Consider the following 17,195-nt stretch of genomic DNA (forward strand, 5'->3'; position numbering starts at 1 on the left):
ATAACACAGGTCGCAGAAGCCTTGATTCCCATCTTCTTTTCGAGAGAACCACAACTAACACCGTTACGCTCGCCAACGCCACCATCCTCAGCGACATTAAATTTGGGAACAATAAACAAGGAAATACCACGAGTTCCTTTAGGAGCATTGGGCAACCGGGCTAGAACAATGTGGACAATATTATCTGTCAGATCGTGCTCACCAGCAGAAATAAAGATCTTGGTTCCAGTAATAAGATAGGAACTGTCTTCCTGGGGCTCAGCCTTGGTTTTCACTTGACCAAGGTCTGTACCACACTGAGGTTCAGTCAGACACATGGTGCCCGCCCATTCACCAGAGGTCATTTTGGTAAGGTAAGTCTGCTTCTGCTCCTCCGAACCATGGAGATACACAGTATTCATGGCGCCAAGGGTCAAACCAGGATACATACCCCAGGACCAGTTAGCGGTTCCCACCATTTCTGAAACCATCATACCCAGAGACAACGGCAGCCCCTGACCGCCATACTCAGGAGGATGAGCCAACGACTGCCAACCACCATCAACATACTGCTGATAGGCTTCTTTAAAACCTTTGGGAGTACGAACTTCTGTGTTTTCCCAGTGACAACCTTCCTCATCACCTGTCTGATTCAGTGGCGAAAGAACATTCTCGGAAAACCTGGCCCCTTCATTGAGAATGGCCTCAATCAGATCCGGGCTCATTTCATCCGCAGAGGGAAGTGTTTTGTAATGGGAGTCCATATCAAGAACATCATCCATCAGAAACTTCATATCCCTTAGGGGCGCTTTGTACTCAGGCATGCTTTGCATCTCCTTAACGGTGTACAGCCCAGAACAAAGGGCTAACTCAGACGCAAGCATTGTGGAAAAGGGGGGAACAACTTGTATTGGCTAGGGAGCCATAGGCGAGAGGATTTTGGGCTATCGACCAATGGGCGCCAGCATCTGCTGGCGCCCACCGATCAATATTAACCTGCCTGTTTAGCCAGCTCCTCTGCGCGCAAATCTTTGCGCAGAATCTTACCAACTGGGGTCATGGGCAACTCATCACGGAACTCAATCTGCTTGGGTACCTTGTACGCAGTCAGATTTATCTTGCAGTACTCTTTAACCGCTGCTTCGGTAAGAGACTTGTCAGAAGGTATTACGAACAGTTTCACAGCTTCGCCGGTTTTGTCATCTGGAATCCCGATAACTGCGCAGTTCTCAACCCCCTGATGTGCAACCACAATATCTTCGATTTCGTTTGGATAAACGTTAAACCCGGAAACAAGAACCATATCCTTGATTCGGTCTACGATTTTCACAAAACCATCTTCAGCGATAACAGCCACATCACCAGTTTTAAGCCAGCCATCTTCATCGAAGATTTCAGCAGTAGCATCTGGGCGCTTCCAGTAACCCTTCATAACCTGAGGGCCTTTCACGCACAGTTCACCACGCTCACCAACAGGTGTTTCATTGCCGTCAGCATCAACAGTTTTTAACGCTGTACTTGGAACAGGCAGACCAACCGTGCCAGGCTGAGCCAGATCCAGGACAGGGTTGATTGTTACTGCCGGAGAACACTCAGTCAGACCATAGGCCTCAGATACAACAGTTCCTGTTGCCTCCTTCCAACGAGTACCTGTATCTCCCTGCAGGGCAGTACCACCAGAAAGAGTCAGCTTGAGCTTGCTGAAGTCCAGCTTCTTGAATTCAGGGTGATTCATCAGGCTGACAAACAATGTGTTCAAACCAATAAAGGCTGTGAACTGCCAAGGCTTAATCATCTTGATAAACATGCCAGTATCACGAGGGTTGGCAATCAGGATACTGTGATTACCTTCTTCCACCATCGCCATCAAGTGCACTGTAAAAGCGTAGATGTGATAAAGGGGCAACGGTGCCACGATAGTCTCTTTACCCGGCTCGTTAATCCGGTTGCCATCATGATCCAGCTGGGAAAGATGCGCCTTAGCCTGCTGCATATTGGCAATAATATTACGATGAGTCAGCATCGCACCTTTAGCCACGCCTGTCGTACCACCAGTGTACTGCAGCACGGCGATATCACTGGATTGTGCAGAGGGTGGGCGAACATAGGTTTTTTTGCCACCCAGGTTCAGCGCTTTACGGAATTTCACTGCCACGGGAAGGTTGAATGGCTGAACCATTTTCTTCACATGCTTGGCTGCAAAATTAATTAAAGGCCGCTTGGGAGCGGGAAGACAGTCCGCAATACTGGTGACAATAAGATGTTCAACAGGCGTATCCGCAATGATCTCTTCCACCATATGTCCGAATACATCCATGAATACCAGAGCTCTGGCTCCGGAATCATTGAACTGGTGATGCATCTCCCGGGCAGTGTAGAGCGGATTGGTATTCACGATAACAAGGCCGGTTTTTAACGCCCCATAAACTGCAATTGGAAATTGCAGCAGGTTTGGCATCTGAATAGCAATTCGATCTCCAGGTTTGAGATCTGTGTAATTTTGCAGATAAATCGCAAATTGAGTACTTAACTCATCGATTTCACGATAAGTCAGAGTGTGGCCAATACCAGTAAACGCTGGTCTGGACGCATGTTTCTTTACTGACTCCTCAAACACTTCAAGGATTGAAGAGTACTCATCAGGGTTTATGGCATCCTGAACGCCCGGAGCACGCTTGCCATTCCAGAACTGAGCATCCATAAGCGAATCACTTTTTTTGTTATTTATCATTTCGCGGCAACCCCGCATCCCACCGGTAGTGACCCGAAACGAGTCAAGTCAGCCTGGCAATCACTCTCAAAGTGATTGACACCAGTGCCAACATCCCCCTGCCCGGCAGTCATTGGTTGCCCCCTGACTGTCTGCCAGCCTAATGGGCTGACAAACGACGTGCGTATGATAGCGACAATTAAGCATTAATTCTAAGATTGTTCGTATTTTTACCAATAAAAAACAGAAACACGCCTATTTATGAATGCCATTGGTTTCGCTCTTAACCTTACAAACCGGTTTGCTGGCTCTCCGCTTGTGAGTCGCCTGGGTCTAAGAAAACCTGCAGAAAAGCTAGCTTATACAGTTACCAAGCAGGGATTCACAGCTCTTATCAAAGGGCAGGAAACGCTCAAAAACAAGCGTAAAAATTCTTCCAGCAGCAATCCGCAAAAAGCCGAGAGCAGAAGTTCTCTTTTGTTCGATCTGAATCTCTCAGACGAACAGCTTATGATTCGCGATAACGCTGAACGACTGGCCGAAAACCTGCGAACAAATGCAGAAAGTGCTGCGAAAGCACGTCAGCCCAGCGAACAAACCTGGCAGGAAAGCGATGAGCTGGGCATGGGATATTTCGTGCTGCCAGAATCCTTCGAAGGCATGGAAATGGCTCACGCTTCAGAAACCTGGCAACTGCTCACTGAAGAACTTGCCCGTGGAGATATGGGGCAGGCGTTAGCACTTCTTTCCCCTGTTTCTGCAGCGCTATGCATTACCCGCTGGGGGCAGCCATCCTTGAAAAAACACTGGCTGGACAAACTGGCTGAAAGTGGGCGTATTCAAGGGACACTGGCTCACCAAGAGCCAGGCACAACACAAACGCAAGCTTCCCTGAACTGTATAGCCAAAGCTAAATCATCCGGTTACCGACTTAATGGAACCAAAACCCTTGTTGCACTGAGCTCCACTGCTGAGTTTTTCCTGGTCACTGCTGCACTTTCAACAAAGGAAAATGGCTTATTTCTTATCCCCAGAAACAGCAAAGGGCTGACGGTATCTCCAACTCCGGCAATGGGTTTGCACAGTGCGGACACCGGCTCACTGACTCTTAAGAATGTTGATATCCCCAAAGACCACCAGCTGAATGCTAACAGCTTTTGCTTTCAGCAGTGGCTTTCTCTCAGCCAGATAGCCGCTTCTGCACTTGCCTGCGGAACCTCTCAGGCTGTTCTTGATTACACAGTGCCCTACTGCAATGAGCGTGAGGCTTTTGGTGAGCCCATCAGTCATCGCCAATCTGTGGCTTTTATGATTGCGGATATAGCCACAGAGCTTGAAGGCATGCGCCTGCTTACCACACGAGCAGCAAGCCGGGCTGAACGTGGAGATAGCTGCACCCGGGAAGCCCGCCTGGCTCATTACCTCTGCTGCACCAAAGGTATGGAGATAGGTACCGACGGCGTACAGCTTCTTGGTGGCCATGGCTTTATTCAGGAACACCCTGTTGAACGCTGGTATCGAGACTTACGCGCTATTCCCCTGCTCGCTGGCAGTCTAATTATTTAGAACGGAAAGGTAGAGAACAAAAGCCATGTATCTGGAAGTTCCCAAAAAATTCAAAGGCCTGATCAATCAGGCCAATCAAGTCGCCCAGGCAGTGTTTCGCCCTATTTCCCGTAAATATGACCGGGCAGAACACACTTATCCGGTAGAGTTGGATATGCTGGCCTCTCTTTTAGATGCCATGAATGATGCCACCGGTGGTGCTGCCGGAGCCGGAAAACTCAGCCAGCAGCAGCATGGTGAAGGTGTCCGTAACGGCACCAATATGTCTACTGTTCTTGGCCTCACAGAGTTGTGCTGGGGAGATACCGGTTTAGCCCTTAGCCTGCCCCGCCAGGGACTGGGTAACGCAGCTATTGCTGCGGTCGCAAACGATGAGCAGATGGCTCGTTTTGGTCACAAGTGGTCTGCCATGGCAATTACTGAACCTTCAGCAGGTTCAGATTCTGCAGCGATTCGAACCACTGCGGTTGAGGATGGTGACGAATACATCCTCAACGGTGAAAAAATTTATGTGACCAGTGGTGAACGGGCTGAAGCAGTTGTTGTGTGGGCCAGCCTTGACTTATCTCTTGGACGCGCGGCTATCAAGTCCTTTGTTGTTGAAAAAGGAACCCCCGGGATGGAAGTGGTCCGCCTTGAAAAAAAGCTTGGCATCAAGGCCTCAGATACAGCAGCCATTAATTTCACCGACTGCCGTATTCCAAAATCGAACCTTCTCGGAAATCCAGAAATCGATACCCAGAAAGGGTTTGGCGGAGTGATGCAGACTTTCGACAATACCCGTCCCGTTGTTGCAGCTATGGCCATAGGTGTTGCCAGAGCCTCACTGGAAAAAAGCCGTGAGCTTCTGCTTAACAATAAGCTTTCTTATACTAAAGCCAGCCAGGATCAGAGCGCTATTGAAGCAGCTCTTTTAGATATGGAAGCCAACCTGGAATCTGCACGGCTGCTAACCTTGAAAGCCGCATGGATGGCGGATAACGGGCAACCGAACTCTAAAGAAGCGTCTATGGCAAAAGCCAAAGCCGGCCGAGTTGCCAACAAGGTTACTCTGGATTGTGCAGCCTTATGTGGCACCAGCGGTTATCTTGAGGATGAATTACTGGAAAAATGGGCAAGAGATTCCAAAATCCTTGACATATTTGAGGGGACACAACAAATACAAAAGCTGATAATCGCCAGGCGAGTACTGGAAAAAACGTCGGCTGAATTGAAGTAAATAACTATTTATTCACGATGTAACAGGTTAACTCTCATGACAACAATAAAAACAACGGCCGCAAAACCGGCCCCGAGACATGTCAACCTATTTAATATTTTCAAATCCCAGTTTGGATTGATTGGTGACATACCCAAGATCGCGAAGGGTTTGTTCCATCTCGCCACCCTGAAGCCAACACAGAAGAAGTCTATTGGCTTACTTATGGAGCAACAGGCGCAGCGTTACCCGAACAGACCATTCCTGAGAGATGAAACTCGCACCCTGACATACGATGAAGCTAACCGGGAAACAAACCGTATAGCTCACGTCCTCCAGAAAAATGGAATCGGCACGGGAGATGTTGTTGGTCTGCTGCTGGAGAACAGGACGGAATTACTGCTGACCGCCCTTGCCACGCTGAAACTGGGTGGCATCGCTACCATGATGAACACCAGCCAACGTCAGGAAGTATTGTTACACAGTGTGCGCATTACTTCTCCGAGCGCCATTATTGTTGGTGAAGAACTGACCCACGCCGTTGATGAAGTGCACGAAAAGCTTCCTGAAAATGTGGCTAAAAACCTTTGGTTTGTTGCTGACAACAGCAGTAAATCTGCTCCAGATAACTACAAAGACTTAGCACGGAAGGTAAAGATAGAGCCTGACGAAAACCCGGGGACAACCGGAAATATCCAGCTGCACCAAAGAGCGTTCTACGTTTTCACCTCCGGAACCACCGGCATGCCTAAAGCCTCAATCATGAGCCACTATCGCTGGTTCAAGGCGATGGCAGGTATCGGTATGGCATCTATGCGTATCCGTGAAGATGATGTTTTTTATTGCTCCCTGCCCCTCTATCACAACAATGCCCTGACACTGACTCTTTCAGCAGTTCTGGGGAATGGTGCCTGTCTGGCGATAGCCAGGAAGTTCAGCGTTTCCCGTTTTTGGCAGGATGTTCGTAAATATCAGGCCACTGCATTCTGCTATATCGGAGAGCTGTGCCGCTACCTCTACAACCAGCCAGAACAACCCGATAACAATGTGAACAACGTCAGGATCATTCTCGGTAATGGCCTGAGGCCTGATATCTGGATGGAGTTCAAACAACGCTTTGGCATTAAGCATATTAACGAGTTTTATGGTGCCAGTGAGGTAAACCTGCTGTTCACCAACGCTATGAACCTGGACTGTACAACCGGCTGCTGCCCACTCCCCCACGCAATTATCAAATGGGATGTGGAAAACGACAAACCGTTTCTTAACAGGAAAGGTCATATGATCAAGGTTAAGACCGGTGAAAAAGGCCTGCTACTGGCCAAGGTGACGGACAAAAGCCCATTCGATGGTTACACATCCAGTGACGCCACTGAAAACAAACTATTCCGTAATGTGTTCAAGAAGGGCGATTGCTTTATCAATACCGGAGACTTGGTTGTTAAACAGGGCTGGATGCATATCGACTTTGCCGACCGTCTTGGAGATACCTTCCGATGGAAAGGCGAGAATGTGGCAACAGCTGAAGTCGAAGGTGTGTTGAATAAATTTCCGGGGGTTGAACATGCTGTTGTTTACGGGGTTAGCGTCCCCGGCGCTGATGGCCGCGCAGGAATGGCTGCCCTGACACTGGACTGCACAATTGCCGAACTGTGCCTGAGCGACCTTACCAGCTACGTTCGTAACGAACTGCCCGGCTATGCCATTCCATTGTTCCTTCGCATCAGGGAACAGCAGCAGATCACCTCAACCTTTAAAGCCCAGAAGGGTGATCTAAAAAAAGAAGCTTATGATATTGAAGCTATCAATGAGCCAGTGTTGGCTCTGCTTCCAGAAGATAATCGCTATCAGCCTCTGACTGGCGATATGTATCAACAGATCAACAGCAAGCAGATACGGTTTTAATTATCTTCACAAGGCTCGCTTTTGCGAGCCTATTTCCCCTTTATTAACGCCAATATTTATTACCAGTGGAAATATCCACTTCTCTCACATAACCTTTTTTAATCGGGAGTGGTCTATCAGCAGGAGCGCCACCTAGCCGATAACTAAGGAATAGTTTGCCACGTCAGCACGTTACGGATAACGGAAATGGCAGAAGTCTGGGCTCTGAAAATTCTTTCCGGCCCCCATGTAGGGGCTGAGATACCCCTTGATTCCGGTACCTGGACACTTGGCCGGCATGAAGAGTGCGACCTCGTTTTAACCGATGACACTCTTGCCGAGCGCCATATTGAGTTGAATATAAGCCCTGAAGAAGTTCAGGTGACTAATCTGGCTCAGGGACAGAGTATTTACCTCTCTGGAGAACCTCAGCCCGACAGTTTCGCCCTGCAACCTCACACTGTGGTTATGGCTGGCAGCCTCTACTTTGCCGTGGGGGCTATTGGCCAGCCATGGCCCGAGCTGAGCCTTTCTGGCCCACCAGCAACCTTAACGCCTCAACAGCCCGCAAAACCCACTGCTACTTCACATACTGCCAGTGCCCCTGAAGAAATCGTGCTCGAAGACAATATTCCCATCATTGACGATCAAGTTGATGACGATGAGCTTTCAGATCTTGAAGAAGAGAGAGGCCTGAAAGAAAAAGCAGCCAGAAGTAAACCGGGGGTGTTTTCATCTTTATTCAACTCAATGAACAGTGCTTCGGTAAGTTTTGATTTCTTTGGCTGGTGCAAGCGACACCCCTTTGTTTTAGGCGGTATGGCACTGGGTGGTTTCTTCTCTATTTTGATTGGTGGCTTCTTCTGGCTATGGACGATGACCGATCCCGAAAAGACAGCCCTTGAAAACATCACTCCAGCACAAACCGCTGAAGTCATCATCACACAAATGAATATCCAGGATGTGTCTTTAAAGAAACTGCCTGATGGTTCGGTCATCATTTCAGGTTATGTCGCAGACAACAATGTGAAAGATGGCCTGCAAAAAGCCCTTAACGATGCCCAGGTTCCCTACACCTTTCAAGCGGTAGTAATGAACGAAATGCGGGCAAACGCCGCAGCAGTTCTCGAACAGTATGACTTTAAGCAGATGAGCATTGAACTCGATACAACCCCAGGCTCTCTTGTCCTCAGTGGTTACGCAGCCAACCCCAAGGAAGTGGGTCGAATTCGTGAAGTTCTGCAGCAGGAAGTCCATGGACTGGTTTCAATCGTCGACCAGGTAGAATATCAAGTCACTCGCCTGAAAACCCTTCGCACCATGCTAAAAGAGAGAGGCTTATCCCAGAAAATCCGCTTGCTGGAAACTCCGGGCAAAGTCATTTTGAAAGGGCGTCTTGGCGATGCTTCGCAGGGTTACTACCTGAAGGAAATCGTCCAGAATTTCCGAGAAAAGTACAGTAATCGCCCTCAACTGGTAATTGATGTCACCCTACCGGCTACAGATCTGGCCACCATGCAGCCACTTCTAAAAATTAAAAGTGTCAGCTTGGGGCGAATTCCCTATGTCATCCTTGATAACGGGGAGAAGTATCTGCGGGGGGCGAAGCTGAAAAACGGATATATACTTGAAAATATCAATCTGGAATATCTGACCCTCAAGTTAGGTCAGGAACGAATTAAGTACTTCATAGGAGGGGGCAATGGCGGACAATGAGTTTGTTTCTCTGTCAGTTACGGAAGATCGCTTGGCAACAGATTCAGATGGCAGCTACAAGAACCAACTGATTGACCAGTTGAACGCTGATACCGAAACACTGAAGAGCAAAAAGAATTCCGGGCTTTCTCCCGACCAGTTTGCCAGCACCGAAGCTCTGATCGGCGCCATAGAACATGCAATCAAGGTTATAGAATTGACTTGGTTTAAGCACCATATGCCAGAAAAGCAGCACTAAATTATTTACCAGGCTGAAGCAGCTAAACTGATTTATGACCCTGAAGGGAGAAGGATATGTCAGGACAAGATTATGGCGCAGCAGGTTCTGCAAATCTCAGTTTTAATGAGACTACCGCACGCCTTAACGACAAGCTGAAAGATTTTGAAAGCCAAGTTGAAGCCCGAATGGAAAACCTGGATCCCAGCAACATGGCAGACCTGATTCAGTTCCAACAAGAGATTAATAAGCTGACTATGATGTACAGCCTCGAGAGTGGTGTGATCAAGTCCATTAAGGACACTGGACAAAGCATCATTCAGAAAATCAACTAACGACTAAAAGCATCTGAGCAGGGAAGCCCAAAATGGTAAGCGCAGAAACACTCAGACTCCTGGCCGATATCGGTTTTATGGCAACAAGCGGCGGCTTTTCCAAGCAGGCAAGAGCCCTGTTCGATGCCATTGAACTTGCCAGACCAGACAGTGTTCTACCTCATATCGGGTCAGCCCTGAACTATATGAACCTGAATATGCACCAGGAAGCTCTCGACACACTTGAGAAAAAAGCTCTGAAACTGGAACCAGACAATGCCACTGTTCAGGCATTTATGGGGATGGCCCTGATGCTTCTAGGCAGAAGCAGTGAAAGCGAACGCTGTTTGAATGGAATTACCGACAGTGATGATACGCTGGCCGCATCTCTGGCATCGAACCTTCTTTCCGAACTTCGCCAGCACGCCAATAAGAAACCTGCTGCTCCCGGCCTTCACTGATTTTCAGTCAAGGCCACACCTTTCCATAAGCCACTCCCGGTATAGTACTGCCAACCAGGACGACCCTATGGCAAAACTTGTATCAGGAGACCTTTCATCAGACATAGCTGAAGAGATGCTGCGGATTCGTTCCTTCACTTTCGAGTCAGGCACAAGATAATCAACCAAATGCTGACCTTTCATCCAGCTTCTCACCAACCTTTCAATTGTCTGCTGCTCAGCCCCAACGCCTAACTGTCGCAGCACTCTCCGAGCTTGAACACGAATATCGGCCTTAAGCTCTGACAACGAATTGAGTGCCTGCAAATCTAGAGCTTTCACCTGCTCAATAATTGGATCTGCGGAGTTGAAGGGCACAGGGTCAATGCGACAGGGTAACTCTGCAAACCGGAGCATACTTTCACGCCACTGATCCGATACACACTGGAAGACTCTAAGCCCCTGTTCAAATCCTGAGATAACAGCATCTACATCAGAACCTTCTGGCATCCACCCTTGAGCCAGAATGTTATCCCAAAGAATTTCAATGCGAGTCAAAGAAAGGCTGGACTGTAACCAGCTTTCCGGAAGGATATTATTAGACAATTCAGCAGATAAGCGCTCCAGAACCTCCGGATAACACACCATTTCGGCATCAAGAAGGTGAATCTTATCTTCACAAACCAAAAAATTATCCAAATGAGCATCAGACATCCCCGTCAACAATACAAAAGCTGACAAATACCCCAAAGCTTTCATATCAGTAGAAGGTGAGATCTTATCTCCAGCGAGGTAACGACGAAATCCATACCTCCCTCTTCGATCCTTCTCGAAGAGAATCTCGCCTCCTTCTGCAAAAACCGGCCTTCCCACCCCGCTATTAAAAAGCCCGCTCAGCCCCGACTTTTTAACAAGAGCTTCCTCCAACCGCATATCTACAGGTTTGTAAACGAGATTCCCACCACAGCTAAAGGAGATACGGCACGCTCCCCCATAACCCTTTTCCGATAGAGGCTTTATTGTGCTGAGCGCTCCCTGAATACCGAACACTGAAGAGAACCTTGTACGGCACTCCAGCACACGCCGATAAATATTATTCAGCACACGGACAACATAAATATTTCTACTCTTCTGGTACCTAACCTGTAATGCCGCACCAGAAAGCTCAGGTGAATCCCGCCTTACTAACAGGTCGTGTTTAAGTGCCCAAAGAATCAACATATCTGTCTGGGCTCGAGCCATACCACTGGAGCTTCGCACAGTTTCAACAGCGCAACCTGTCAGACAAGCCTTCAATACAAAGGGCAAATGCTGAACCGGCAAAATCATTCCCAAAGCATCCAGACAAACAGGTGCAACAATCCCAGAAAGCATCTGCCGGCCAGCCAGAGAGGTTTTCAATAATTGACCACTGTTTATTTCTTCATATTCATAACCTTTGAAAACTCGACCGTAATGCAGAGATTTCAACTTCCCACTTGGCTGAACAACATCCTCACGAGCTTGCGTAGCTAACTCACGACTAAAAACGTCAAACTCACGGATAACATTTTTACAGGCATAGTTTTGTTTATATCTTTCTTGCCCACAGACTCCCATTTTTTTCCTGAGGGAAGAGTCACTTACTAAAGTGTTAAGGTTTGCGGATAGCGAACTAACACATATTGCTACCGACTGAGCTTGAGCCAACTGGGCTTTCCCAGGCTCAAAATAAGCTCCGGGAGCAATCAAACCATCAACATCTCCCCATACTGTTGGTACTAACAAGCCTTCCTGACTGTGAGTTATCAACTCACGATAACCATTCCAGTCAGACAATACGACTGGAATACCTGCAGACATGGCTTCAACTGGCGCAATACCGAAACTTTCTTGAACAGAGTCTGCCAGCGAAACAAAAATATCCGCGGCATTAAATGCAAGATGTTTATCTTCATGGGCTAAATCAAAGTTAAACAACACTTGGGACTCAATCGCTAATTGTCCCGCAAGATTAACCAAAGAAGTAACATAGTCATCATCTGCACTGGCCTGCCCACAGATATAGAGATAGCAGTTTTCCTGCCCATAGCGGTCATAAAGATCAGCAAATGCCCTGAGAAGAGGATGAAGATCAGACTTATCTACAGGTGACAGCCTTCCCAGGCACAGGATAATTATTCCACCTTCAGGCAAACCAAGAGCTTCCCGTGCCCTGTTTTGACCTACTGAAGAATCAAGAGCCTCCACACCAAGAGGCATTTTTTTCAGGCTTCCATGAAATTCTTTTCCAACCCTTACTCCAGCCTCTTCTAGCAAGTTTCCAACAACACGAATAGATGCCTGGCTGCTGCACAAAATCGAGTCATAAGATTGTGAAGGAGAGAGAAGCAAGTTTTTCCATACACCAAGAGTAATATCCTGACTTAACGCATGAGTACGCCCAACAATAGGGAAGGGTTGCGAAGCGAAAGCATCTCTTAATTCCAGGAGGTAGCTCAGGTAAGGATCACCAGAGTAAAACAGATCGTAATTTGAAGCCGCAAAACTGGCGGGTAGCAGTTCAACGGGGAATACTTGAACTGTTTTTTCTAACTGTTCCGTTTCCAGCCACTGATCCCAACACATTTGCCGGGCTTCAACATCGCCCTCTGCAGCAAAGAAATGAAATTGATCAAAGAAATCAGAATAACGGATCAACGAAATCAGAAAACTGCTGTTAGCTTCACGCAGGCCATTGATATAACCATCCAGAACACCTTTATCTGCAGGGAGAACTGTTCCGAAAAGAGCCATCAGAGCATCATACCGCCAGCGGGGGGAACTACGCCGCCGCTCCCTGAGTTTTGCCCAAGAAGCCCCTGATAATAAAGACAACAACCACCAAAGCTTTCTATCGCTTCCTGAAAGTCTTCGATAAGCACATCCGAGGGCAGGCGCTGATAGAGCTGATAAACACCGGCAGCCTCATCCAAAGTCAAGCTACTGCGTTGGTCACGAATCAGGCCAAGGCTTTTGTCCAATAACAGGCGGGTGTCACTCTGTCTCTGCCCTGTCGCTTTAGACAAAGGCCCAAGGTCAGATAGCAGATAATATTTACCACCATCCTCATAGCAGGAGACATCCACTCCCTCCATTTCTATAAGGTAACGGCCATTATTATTTTCGAGTTTATCAATACCATTATTTCTTGAAAATTTGGTTATTAACTCATCAAGATTCATCTGTTGCATCCCTGCCAGGCTCTTCTTAAATGTCGGCCGAAATCGTCAGGACTGCAAAGTAAAAAGCCCGCAGAATTGCGGGCTTAGCTATCGGATCAAATTAGTTGAGAATCAGGCAAAGGTTTGTGTCTGTACTTTCTTACCCATAAACGAGAGCTTACGGAAAACCAGCAATACCAGCACAAACAGTACAGCGCTAGTAAGAACACCGAGAGCAACGGAAGCTGTAGTACCAATCACCAGATAACCCACAAAACAGATAGCAGCCACAGTGGTACAGTAAGGAAGCTGAGTCATTACGTGATCAATATGGTGGCAAGATGCCCCGGTAGAGGAAAGAATCGTGGTATCTGAAATTGGTGAACAATGATCACCAAACACCGCTCCAGCAAGTACAGCTCCCATCATTGGCATGATCAGCATCAGGTCAGTGGCTGCAGCCATATCTCCAGCAATTGGCAGCATAATACCGAAGGTTCCCCAGCTAGTTCCGGTTGCAAAAGCCATGGCACCCGCAATCAGGAACACCAGTGCAGGCAGCCAGGAAGTACTAATAGTGTCCCCCACCAGGCTGGCCAGATACTTACCAGCCTCCAGATTACCAATAACATCCACCAGTACCCAAGCAAAGATCAGAATGTAGATCGCTCCCATCATGGACTTCACGCCCGCAGTCAGAGCATCCATAACCCGACTGCCAGCTACTCGCTGACGGGCCAGCATGACAAAACTGACAATCAGGCCCACCAAACCACCAAACAGCAGGGAGTTAGCAACATTGGTATTTTCAAAGGCACCAAGTACAGAGAAAGGCTGTCCGGCGGAAGCCAGAGCTTCTGCACCAGTACCAATCAGCGCTGCCACAGTCGACAACACCAGGACAACTACAGGAACAACAAGGTCAGCAACTGAGCCTTTGCCAGTATCTTCGATTTCACTGGCTCCCATAGGCTGACCACGACTGCTATCAAACAACTCACCCTGCATTGCCCGGTCTGCGTGAGTGCGCATTGGACCAACATTCAAATCCATAGCCGCTGCTGCAATCACCATTGCCAGTGCAAAGATGGCGTACAGGTTCATGGGAATCATGGAGACAAACGCTGAGAAAGCAGTGATGTCGGTCACTTCATGAGTCGCTAAAATTGTTCCGATCAGAGCGATAATATATGCACCCCAGCTGGAAATCGGTGTAATCACGCACACAGGAGCAGCCGTTGAATCAATCAGGTAAGCCAGCTTGGCTCGGGAAACCCGGTTGCGGTCTGTCAGTGGTCGACAAATATTCCCCACAGCCAGTGCATTGAAGTAATCATCGATAAAGATAATTACCCCAAGAAGTACTGTAAGCAGCTGAGACCCCTTGGCAGTCTTGATTCTTCTTCGAGCCCAGTCACCAAAGGCCCGGGTTCCACCAGCAAGAGAAATGAAGCTAGTCATAATTCCAAGGCTGATCAGGAACAGAAGAATAAAGACACTGCCGGTATTGATTCCGTCATTCCAGAACACGGAAACCAGAGCATCAACCAGATACTGCACAGTATTCATTGGCGAAAAGCCCGTCAGCAGTAGAGCGCCAACAACAATACCAGCACCAAGAGAAAGAAGAGTTTTACGGGTAAGCACTGCAAGGCCAATGGCCACCGCCGGTGCCAAAAGCGAAAGAGGGGAAAAAGAAAAGCTTGTTAATTCCATACTACTGATCTCTATTTATCAGAGCAGGATCAGAACCAGCGAAAACACTCAGCTGGTAACGTCCTGACATTAGACGATCAGGAGCGCAAATATGAAAAAAACCGAACAGCCACCCACACCTAACTCGGCACTTTGCGGCTGTGAGGTTTCTTTCAAGATTTGGTAGCACTCCACGGTTGCCCCAAGTGTGTTATCACAACATCCCGGGCAAGCCCAGATGGCGAATGTACTGCCAATAACAAGTCGTCATCTGACAACTGTTATCCAACAACACCGTGACAGTGTGACACCTATTCGGCGACACCCCAGCCAGCAGTTTTAACCTTCTGCCAGCTTCGGCGAAATCCCCTTTTACCGTTTCTCGTAGACGTTACTCCAGAAACAGGGACTGATGAATTTCGCGCCTCTACCATTCGAAACCTGTTCGCATTATGCCCACGGAAAACCGCACCCACAATGCAACACTCAACAAAACACGCACATTCCACACCCTAATAAGCCATTACCACAATGACAAATCTGTCATATCCACTAACCACTGGATAGAAATGTAGCAACAAATCGGAAAGCTGCCTGCCATACATACAGATAAAAAAATGCCGCCAGAGTTTCCTGGCGGCATTTCTTAAGCACAACGATAGGTTGAGGGGTTATTCCCACTCAATAGTCGCAGGTGGTTTACTTGAGATATCGTAAGTCACTCGAGAAACCTTGGAGATTTCATTAATAATCCGGCTGGAAACCTTTTCCAGAAACTCATAAGGCAGATGAGCCCAACGAGCCGTCATAAAGTCAATTGTTTCTACCGCTCGCAGAGCAATCACGTATTCATAACGGCGCCCATCTCCCACAACACCGACAGACTTGACTGGCAGGAATACGGCGAATGCCTGACTGGTTTTATGGTACAGGTCAGCGTTATACAGCTCTTCAATAAAGATCGCATCAGCTTCACGAAGAATATCAGCATATTCCCGTTTAACCTCACCAAGAATCCGCACCCCCAAACCCGGGCCAGGGAAAGGATGACGATAAACCATGTCGTAAGGCAGACCAAGTTCAAGACCAATTTTACGCACTTCATCCTTAAACAGTTCGCGTAACGGCTCAACCAGTTCCATAGCCATATCATCAGGCAAGCCACCAACATTATGGTGGGATTTAATCACATGAGCTTTGCCGGTTTTACTGGCAGCCGATTCAATCACATCAGGATAAATTGTTCCCTGGGCAAGGAAGCTGACGCCATTGAGGCGACTTGATTCTTCATCAAATACTTCAATAAAGGTGTTACCAATAATTTTTCGCTTCTGCTCCGGATCGTTCACATCTCCCAAACGGGAAAGGAATTTTTCTTCAGCATCAACACGAATAACTTTTACGCCCATGTTTTCTGCAAACATGGCCATAACCTGATCACCTTCATTCTTGCGAAGCAGACCGTTATCAACAAAAACACAAACCAGTTGATCGCCTATAGCCTTATGCAAAAGTGCCGCAACTACGCTGGAATCAACCCCGCCGGACAACCCTAACAAAACGGTTTTATTACCAACCTGCTTTTGCACACGAGCAATGGCGTCGTCAATAATCCCAGCGGCTGTCCAGAGTTTTTCACAGCCAGCAATGTCACAGATAAAACGTTCAAGAACGCGCCCACCCTGCTTGGTATGGGTCACTTCCGGGTGAAACTGAACACCGTAAAATCTGCGTTTTTCATCGGCCATACCGGCAAACGGACAGCTGTCCGTCCAGGCCATACGCACAAAGCCTTCCGGAAGAGAAGCAACCTTATCACCATGACTCATCCAGACATCAAGACTGGTTTGACCACCGTCGGCTACATGATCCTGTATATCGTGAAGAAGGGCAGAGGTTTCACCAACATTGACATTGGCATAACCAAACTCATGCAAATCAGAAGTGCTGACACTTCCGCCCAGCTGCTCAGCCATGGTCTGCATGCCATAACAGATACCCAATACAGGAATACCCAGATCAAACACTACGTCTGGAGCACGAGGAGTGTCGTCTCCGGTCACTGACTCAGGGCCGCCGGAAAGAATAACAGCCTTGGGAGCAAACTCACGTATGGATTGTTCATCCATATCGAAAGCACGAATTTCACAATAAACCCCGATCTCCCGCACACGCCGGGCAATCAGCTGGGTGTACTGGGAACCAAAATCGAGAATAAGAATACGCTGGGAATGAATATCCTGGCTCATGAGCGTCCTGACACCTGCAATGACTGCTGCCCGGGTGAAAGACAG

The 17,195-nt window shown here is 48.0% G+C and carries 13 protein-coding genes and 1 riboswitch; of the genes, 7 read left to right on the top strand and 6 right to left on the bottom strand.

Going from position 1 to position 17,195, the window contains the following annotated elements:
* The coding region (locus QMA35_RS05980; RefSeq protein WP_281646227.1) for an acyl-CoA dehydrogenase family protein at nucleotides 1-803 on the bottom strand (803 nt) is incomplete at its 3' end.
* 167 nt (nucleotides 804-970) lie between these two features.
* Nucleotides 971-2,680 carry an AMP-binding protein gene (locus tag QMA35_RS05985; RefSeq protein WP_281646279.1) on the bottom strand — a complete coding sequence of 570 codons (1,710 nt, stop codon included), beginning with the start codon at nucleotides 2,678-2,680 and terminating at the stop codon, nucleotides 971-973.
* 270 nt (nucleotides 2,681-2,950) lie between these two features.
* Here QMA35_RS05985 and QMA35_RS05990 point away from each other — a divergent pair, with 270 nt between their 5' ends.
* The 7 genes from QMA35_RS05990 to QMA35_RS06020 all read left to right on the top strand — a co-directional run bounded on the left by QMA35_RS05990 (nucleotide 2,951) and on the right by QMA35_RS06020 (nucleotide 10,045).
* Nucleotides 2,951-4,255: an acyl-CoA dehydrogenase family protein gene (locus QMA35_RS05990; protein ID WP_281646228.1), complete on the top strand. Its 1,305-nt coding sequence runs from the start codon at nucleotides 2,951-2,953 to the stop codon at nucleotides 4,253-4,255.
* A 25-nt stretch (nucleotides 4,256-4,280) separates the two neighbouring features.
* Complete coding sequence (locus QMA35_RS05995) at nucleotides 4,281-5,474, top strand: acyl-CoA dehydrogenase family protein (protein WP_281646229.1); 1,194 nt, start codon at nucleotides 4,281-4,283, stop codon at nucleotides 5,472-5,474.
* 36 nt (nucleotides 5,475-5,510) lie between these two features.
* Nucleotides 5,511-7,358: a long-chain-acyl-CoA synthetase gene (locus QMA35_RS06000; protein ID WP_281646230.1), complete on the top strand. Its 1,848-nt coding sequence runs from the start codon at nucleotides 5,511-5,513 to the stop codon at nucleotides 7,356-7,358.
* Between the two features lie 186 nt (nucleotides 7,359-7,544).
* A complete protein-coding gene (sctD, locus tag QMA35_RS06005) occupies nucleotides 7,545-9,053 on the top strand; it encodes a type III secretion system inner membrane ring subunit SctD (protein WP_281646231.1) in 1,509 nt (502 codons plus the stop codon).
* A complete protein-coding gene (locus QMA35_RS06010; protein WP_281646232.1) occupies nucleotides 9,040-9,291 on the top strand; it encodes an EscE/YscE/SsaE family type III secretion system needle protein co-chaperone in 252 nt (83 codons plus the stop codon). The genes sctD and QMA35_RS06010 overlap by 14 nt, the downstream gene beginning before the upstream one ends.
* 56 nt (nucleotides 9,292-9,347) lie before the next feature.
* Nucleotides 9,348-9,605 (top strand): EscF/YscF/HrpA family type III secretion system needle major subunit, encoded by a 258-nt coding sequence (locus QMA35_RS06015; RefSeq protein WP_281646233.1) that lies wholly within the window; start codon nucleotides 9,348-9,350, stop codon nucleotides 9,603-9,605.
* Nucleotides 9,606-9,637: 32 nt separating this feature from the next.
* Nucleotides 9,638-10,045 (top strand): tetratricopeptide repeat protein, encoded by a 408-nt coding sequence (locus QMA35_RS06020; protein WP_281646234.1) that lies wholly within the window; start codon nucleotides 9,638-9,640, stop codon nucleotides 10,043-10,045.
* 3 nt (nucleotides 10,046-10,048) lie between these two features.
* On the opposite strand, the gene QMA35_RS06025 is transcribed toward QMA35_RS06020, so the two are convergent.
* The 4 genes from QMA35_RS06025 to guaA form a co-directional block, all read right to left on the bottom strand.
* The gene (locus tag QMA35_RS06025; RefSeq protein ID WP_281646235.1) at nucleotides 10,049-12,799 is read right to left on the bottom strand and encodes a glycosyltransferase family 4 protein; all 2,751 of its coding nucleotides are present in this window, start codon (nucleotides 12,797-12,799) and stop codon (nucleotides 10,049-10,051) included.
* Nucleotides 12,799-13,236, bottom strand: a complete 438-nt coding sequence (locus QMA35_RS06030) for a CesT family type III secretion system chaperone (protein ID WP_281646236.1) — start codon at nucleotides 13,234-13,236, stop codon at nucleotides 12,799-12,801. The genes QMA35_RS06025 and QMA35_RS06030 overlap by 1 nt, the downstream gene beginning before the upstream one ends.
* Nucleotides 13,237-13,338: 102 nt before the next feature.
* Nucleotides 13,339-14,922, bottom strand: coding sequence for a Na+/H+ antiporter NhaC family protein (locus QMA35_RS06035; RefSeq protein ID WP_281646237.1), 1,584 nt, complete (start codon nucleotides 14,920-14,922; stop codon nucleotides 13,339-13,341).
* 155 nt (nucleotides 14,923-15,077) lie between these two features.
* Nucleotides 15,078-15,339: riboswitch (Lysine riboswitch) on the bottom strand.
* A gap of 233 nt (nucleotides 15,340-15,572) precedes the next feature.
* Complete coding sequence (guaA, locus tag QMA35_RS06040; protein ID WP_281646238.1) at nucleotides 15,573-17,150, bottom strand: glutamine-hydrolyzing GMP synthase; 1,578 nt, start codon at nucleotides 17,148-17,150, stop codon at nucleotides 15,573-15,575.
* Nucleotides 17,151-17,195 lie beyond the last annotated feature (45 nt).

The sequence above is a fragment of the Parendozoicomonas sp. Alg238-R29 genome (assembly GCF_947331445.1).
Classification (GTDB): Bacteria; Pseudomonadota; Gammaproteobacteria; order Pseudomonadales; family Endozoicomonadaceae; genus Sansalvadorimonas.

Excerpts from the sequence above, each read along its gene's own strand:
- QMA35_RS05990 (WP_281646228.1), top strand. The coding sequence starts at position 2,951 with ATGAATGCCATTGGTTTCGCTCTTAACCTTACAAACCGGTTTGCTGGC.
- QMA35_RS05985 (WP_281646279.1), bottom strand. The coding sequence starts at position 2,680 with ATGGATGCTCAGTTCTGGAATGGCAAGCGTGCTCCGGGCGTTCAGGAT.
- QMA35_RS06030 (WP_281646236.1), bottom strand. The coding sequence starts at position 13,236 with ATGCAACAGATGAATCTTGATGAGTTAATAACCAAATTTTCAAGAAAT.
- QMA35_RS06000 (WP_281646230.1), top strand. The coding sequence starts at position 5,511 with ATGACAACAATAAAAACAACGGCCGCAAAACCGGCCCCGAGACATGTC.
- QMA35_RS06010 (WP_281646232.1), top strand. The coding sequence starts at position 9,040 with ATGGCGGACAATGAGTTTGTTTCTCTGTCAGTTACGGAAGATCGCTTG.
- QMA35_RS06025 (WP_281646235.1), bottom strand. The coding sequence starts at position 12,799 with ATGGCTCTTTTCGGAACAGTTCTCCCTGCAGATAAAGGTGTTCTGGAT.
- QMA35_RS06015 (WP_281646233.1), top strand. The coding sequence starts at position 9,348 with ATGTCAGGACAAGATTATGGCGCAGCAGGTTCTGCAAATCTCAGTTTT.
- guaA (WP_281646238.1), bottom strand. The coding sequence starts at position 17,150 with ATGAGCCAGGATATTCATTCCCAGCGTATTCTTATTCTCGATTTTGGT.
- sctD (WP_281646231.1), top strand. The coding sequence starts at position 7,545 with ATGGCAGAAGTCTGGGCTCTGAAAATTCTTTCCGGCCCCCATGTAGGG.
- QMA35_RS05995 (WP_281646229.1), top strand. The coding sequence starts at position 4,281 with ATGTATCTGGAAGTTCCCAAAAAATTCAAAGGCCTGATCAATCAGGCC.
- QMA35_RS06035 (WP_281646237.1), bottom strand. The coding sequence starts at position 14,922 with ATGGAATTAACAAGCTTTTCTTTTTCCCCTCTTTCGCTTTTGGCACCG.
- QMA35_RS06020 (WP_281646234.1), top strand. The coding sequence starts at position 9,638 with ATGGTAAGCGCAGAAACACTCAGACTCCTGGCCGATATCGGTTTTATG.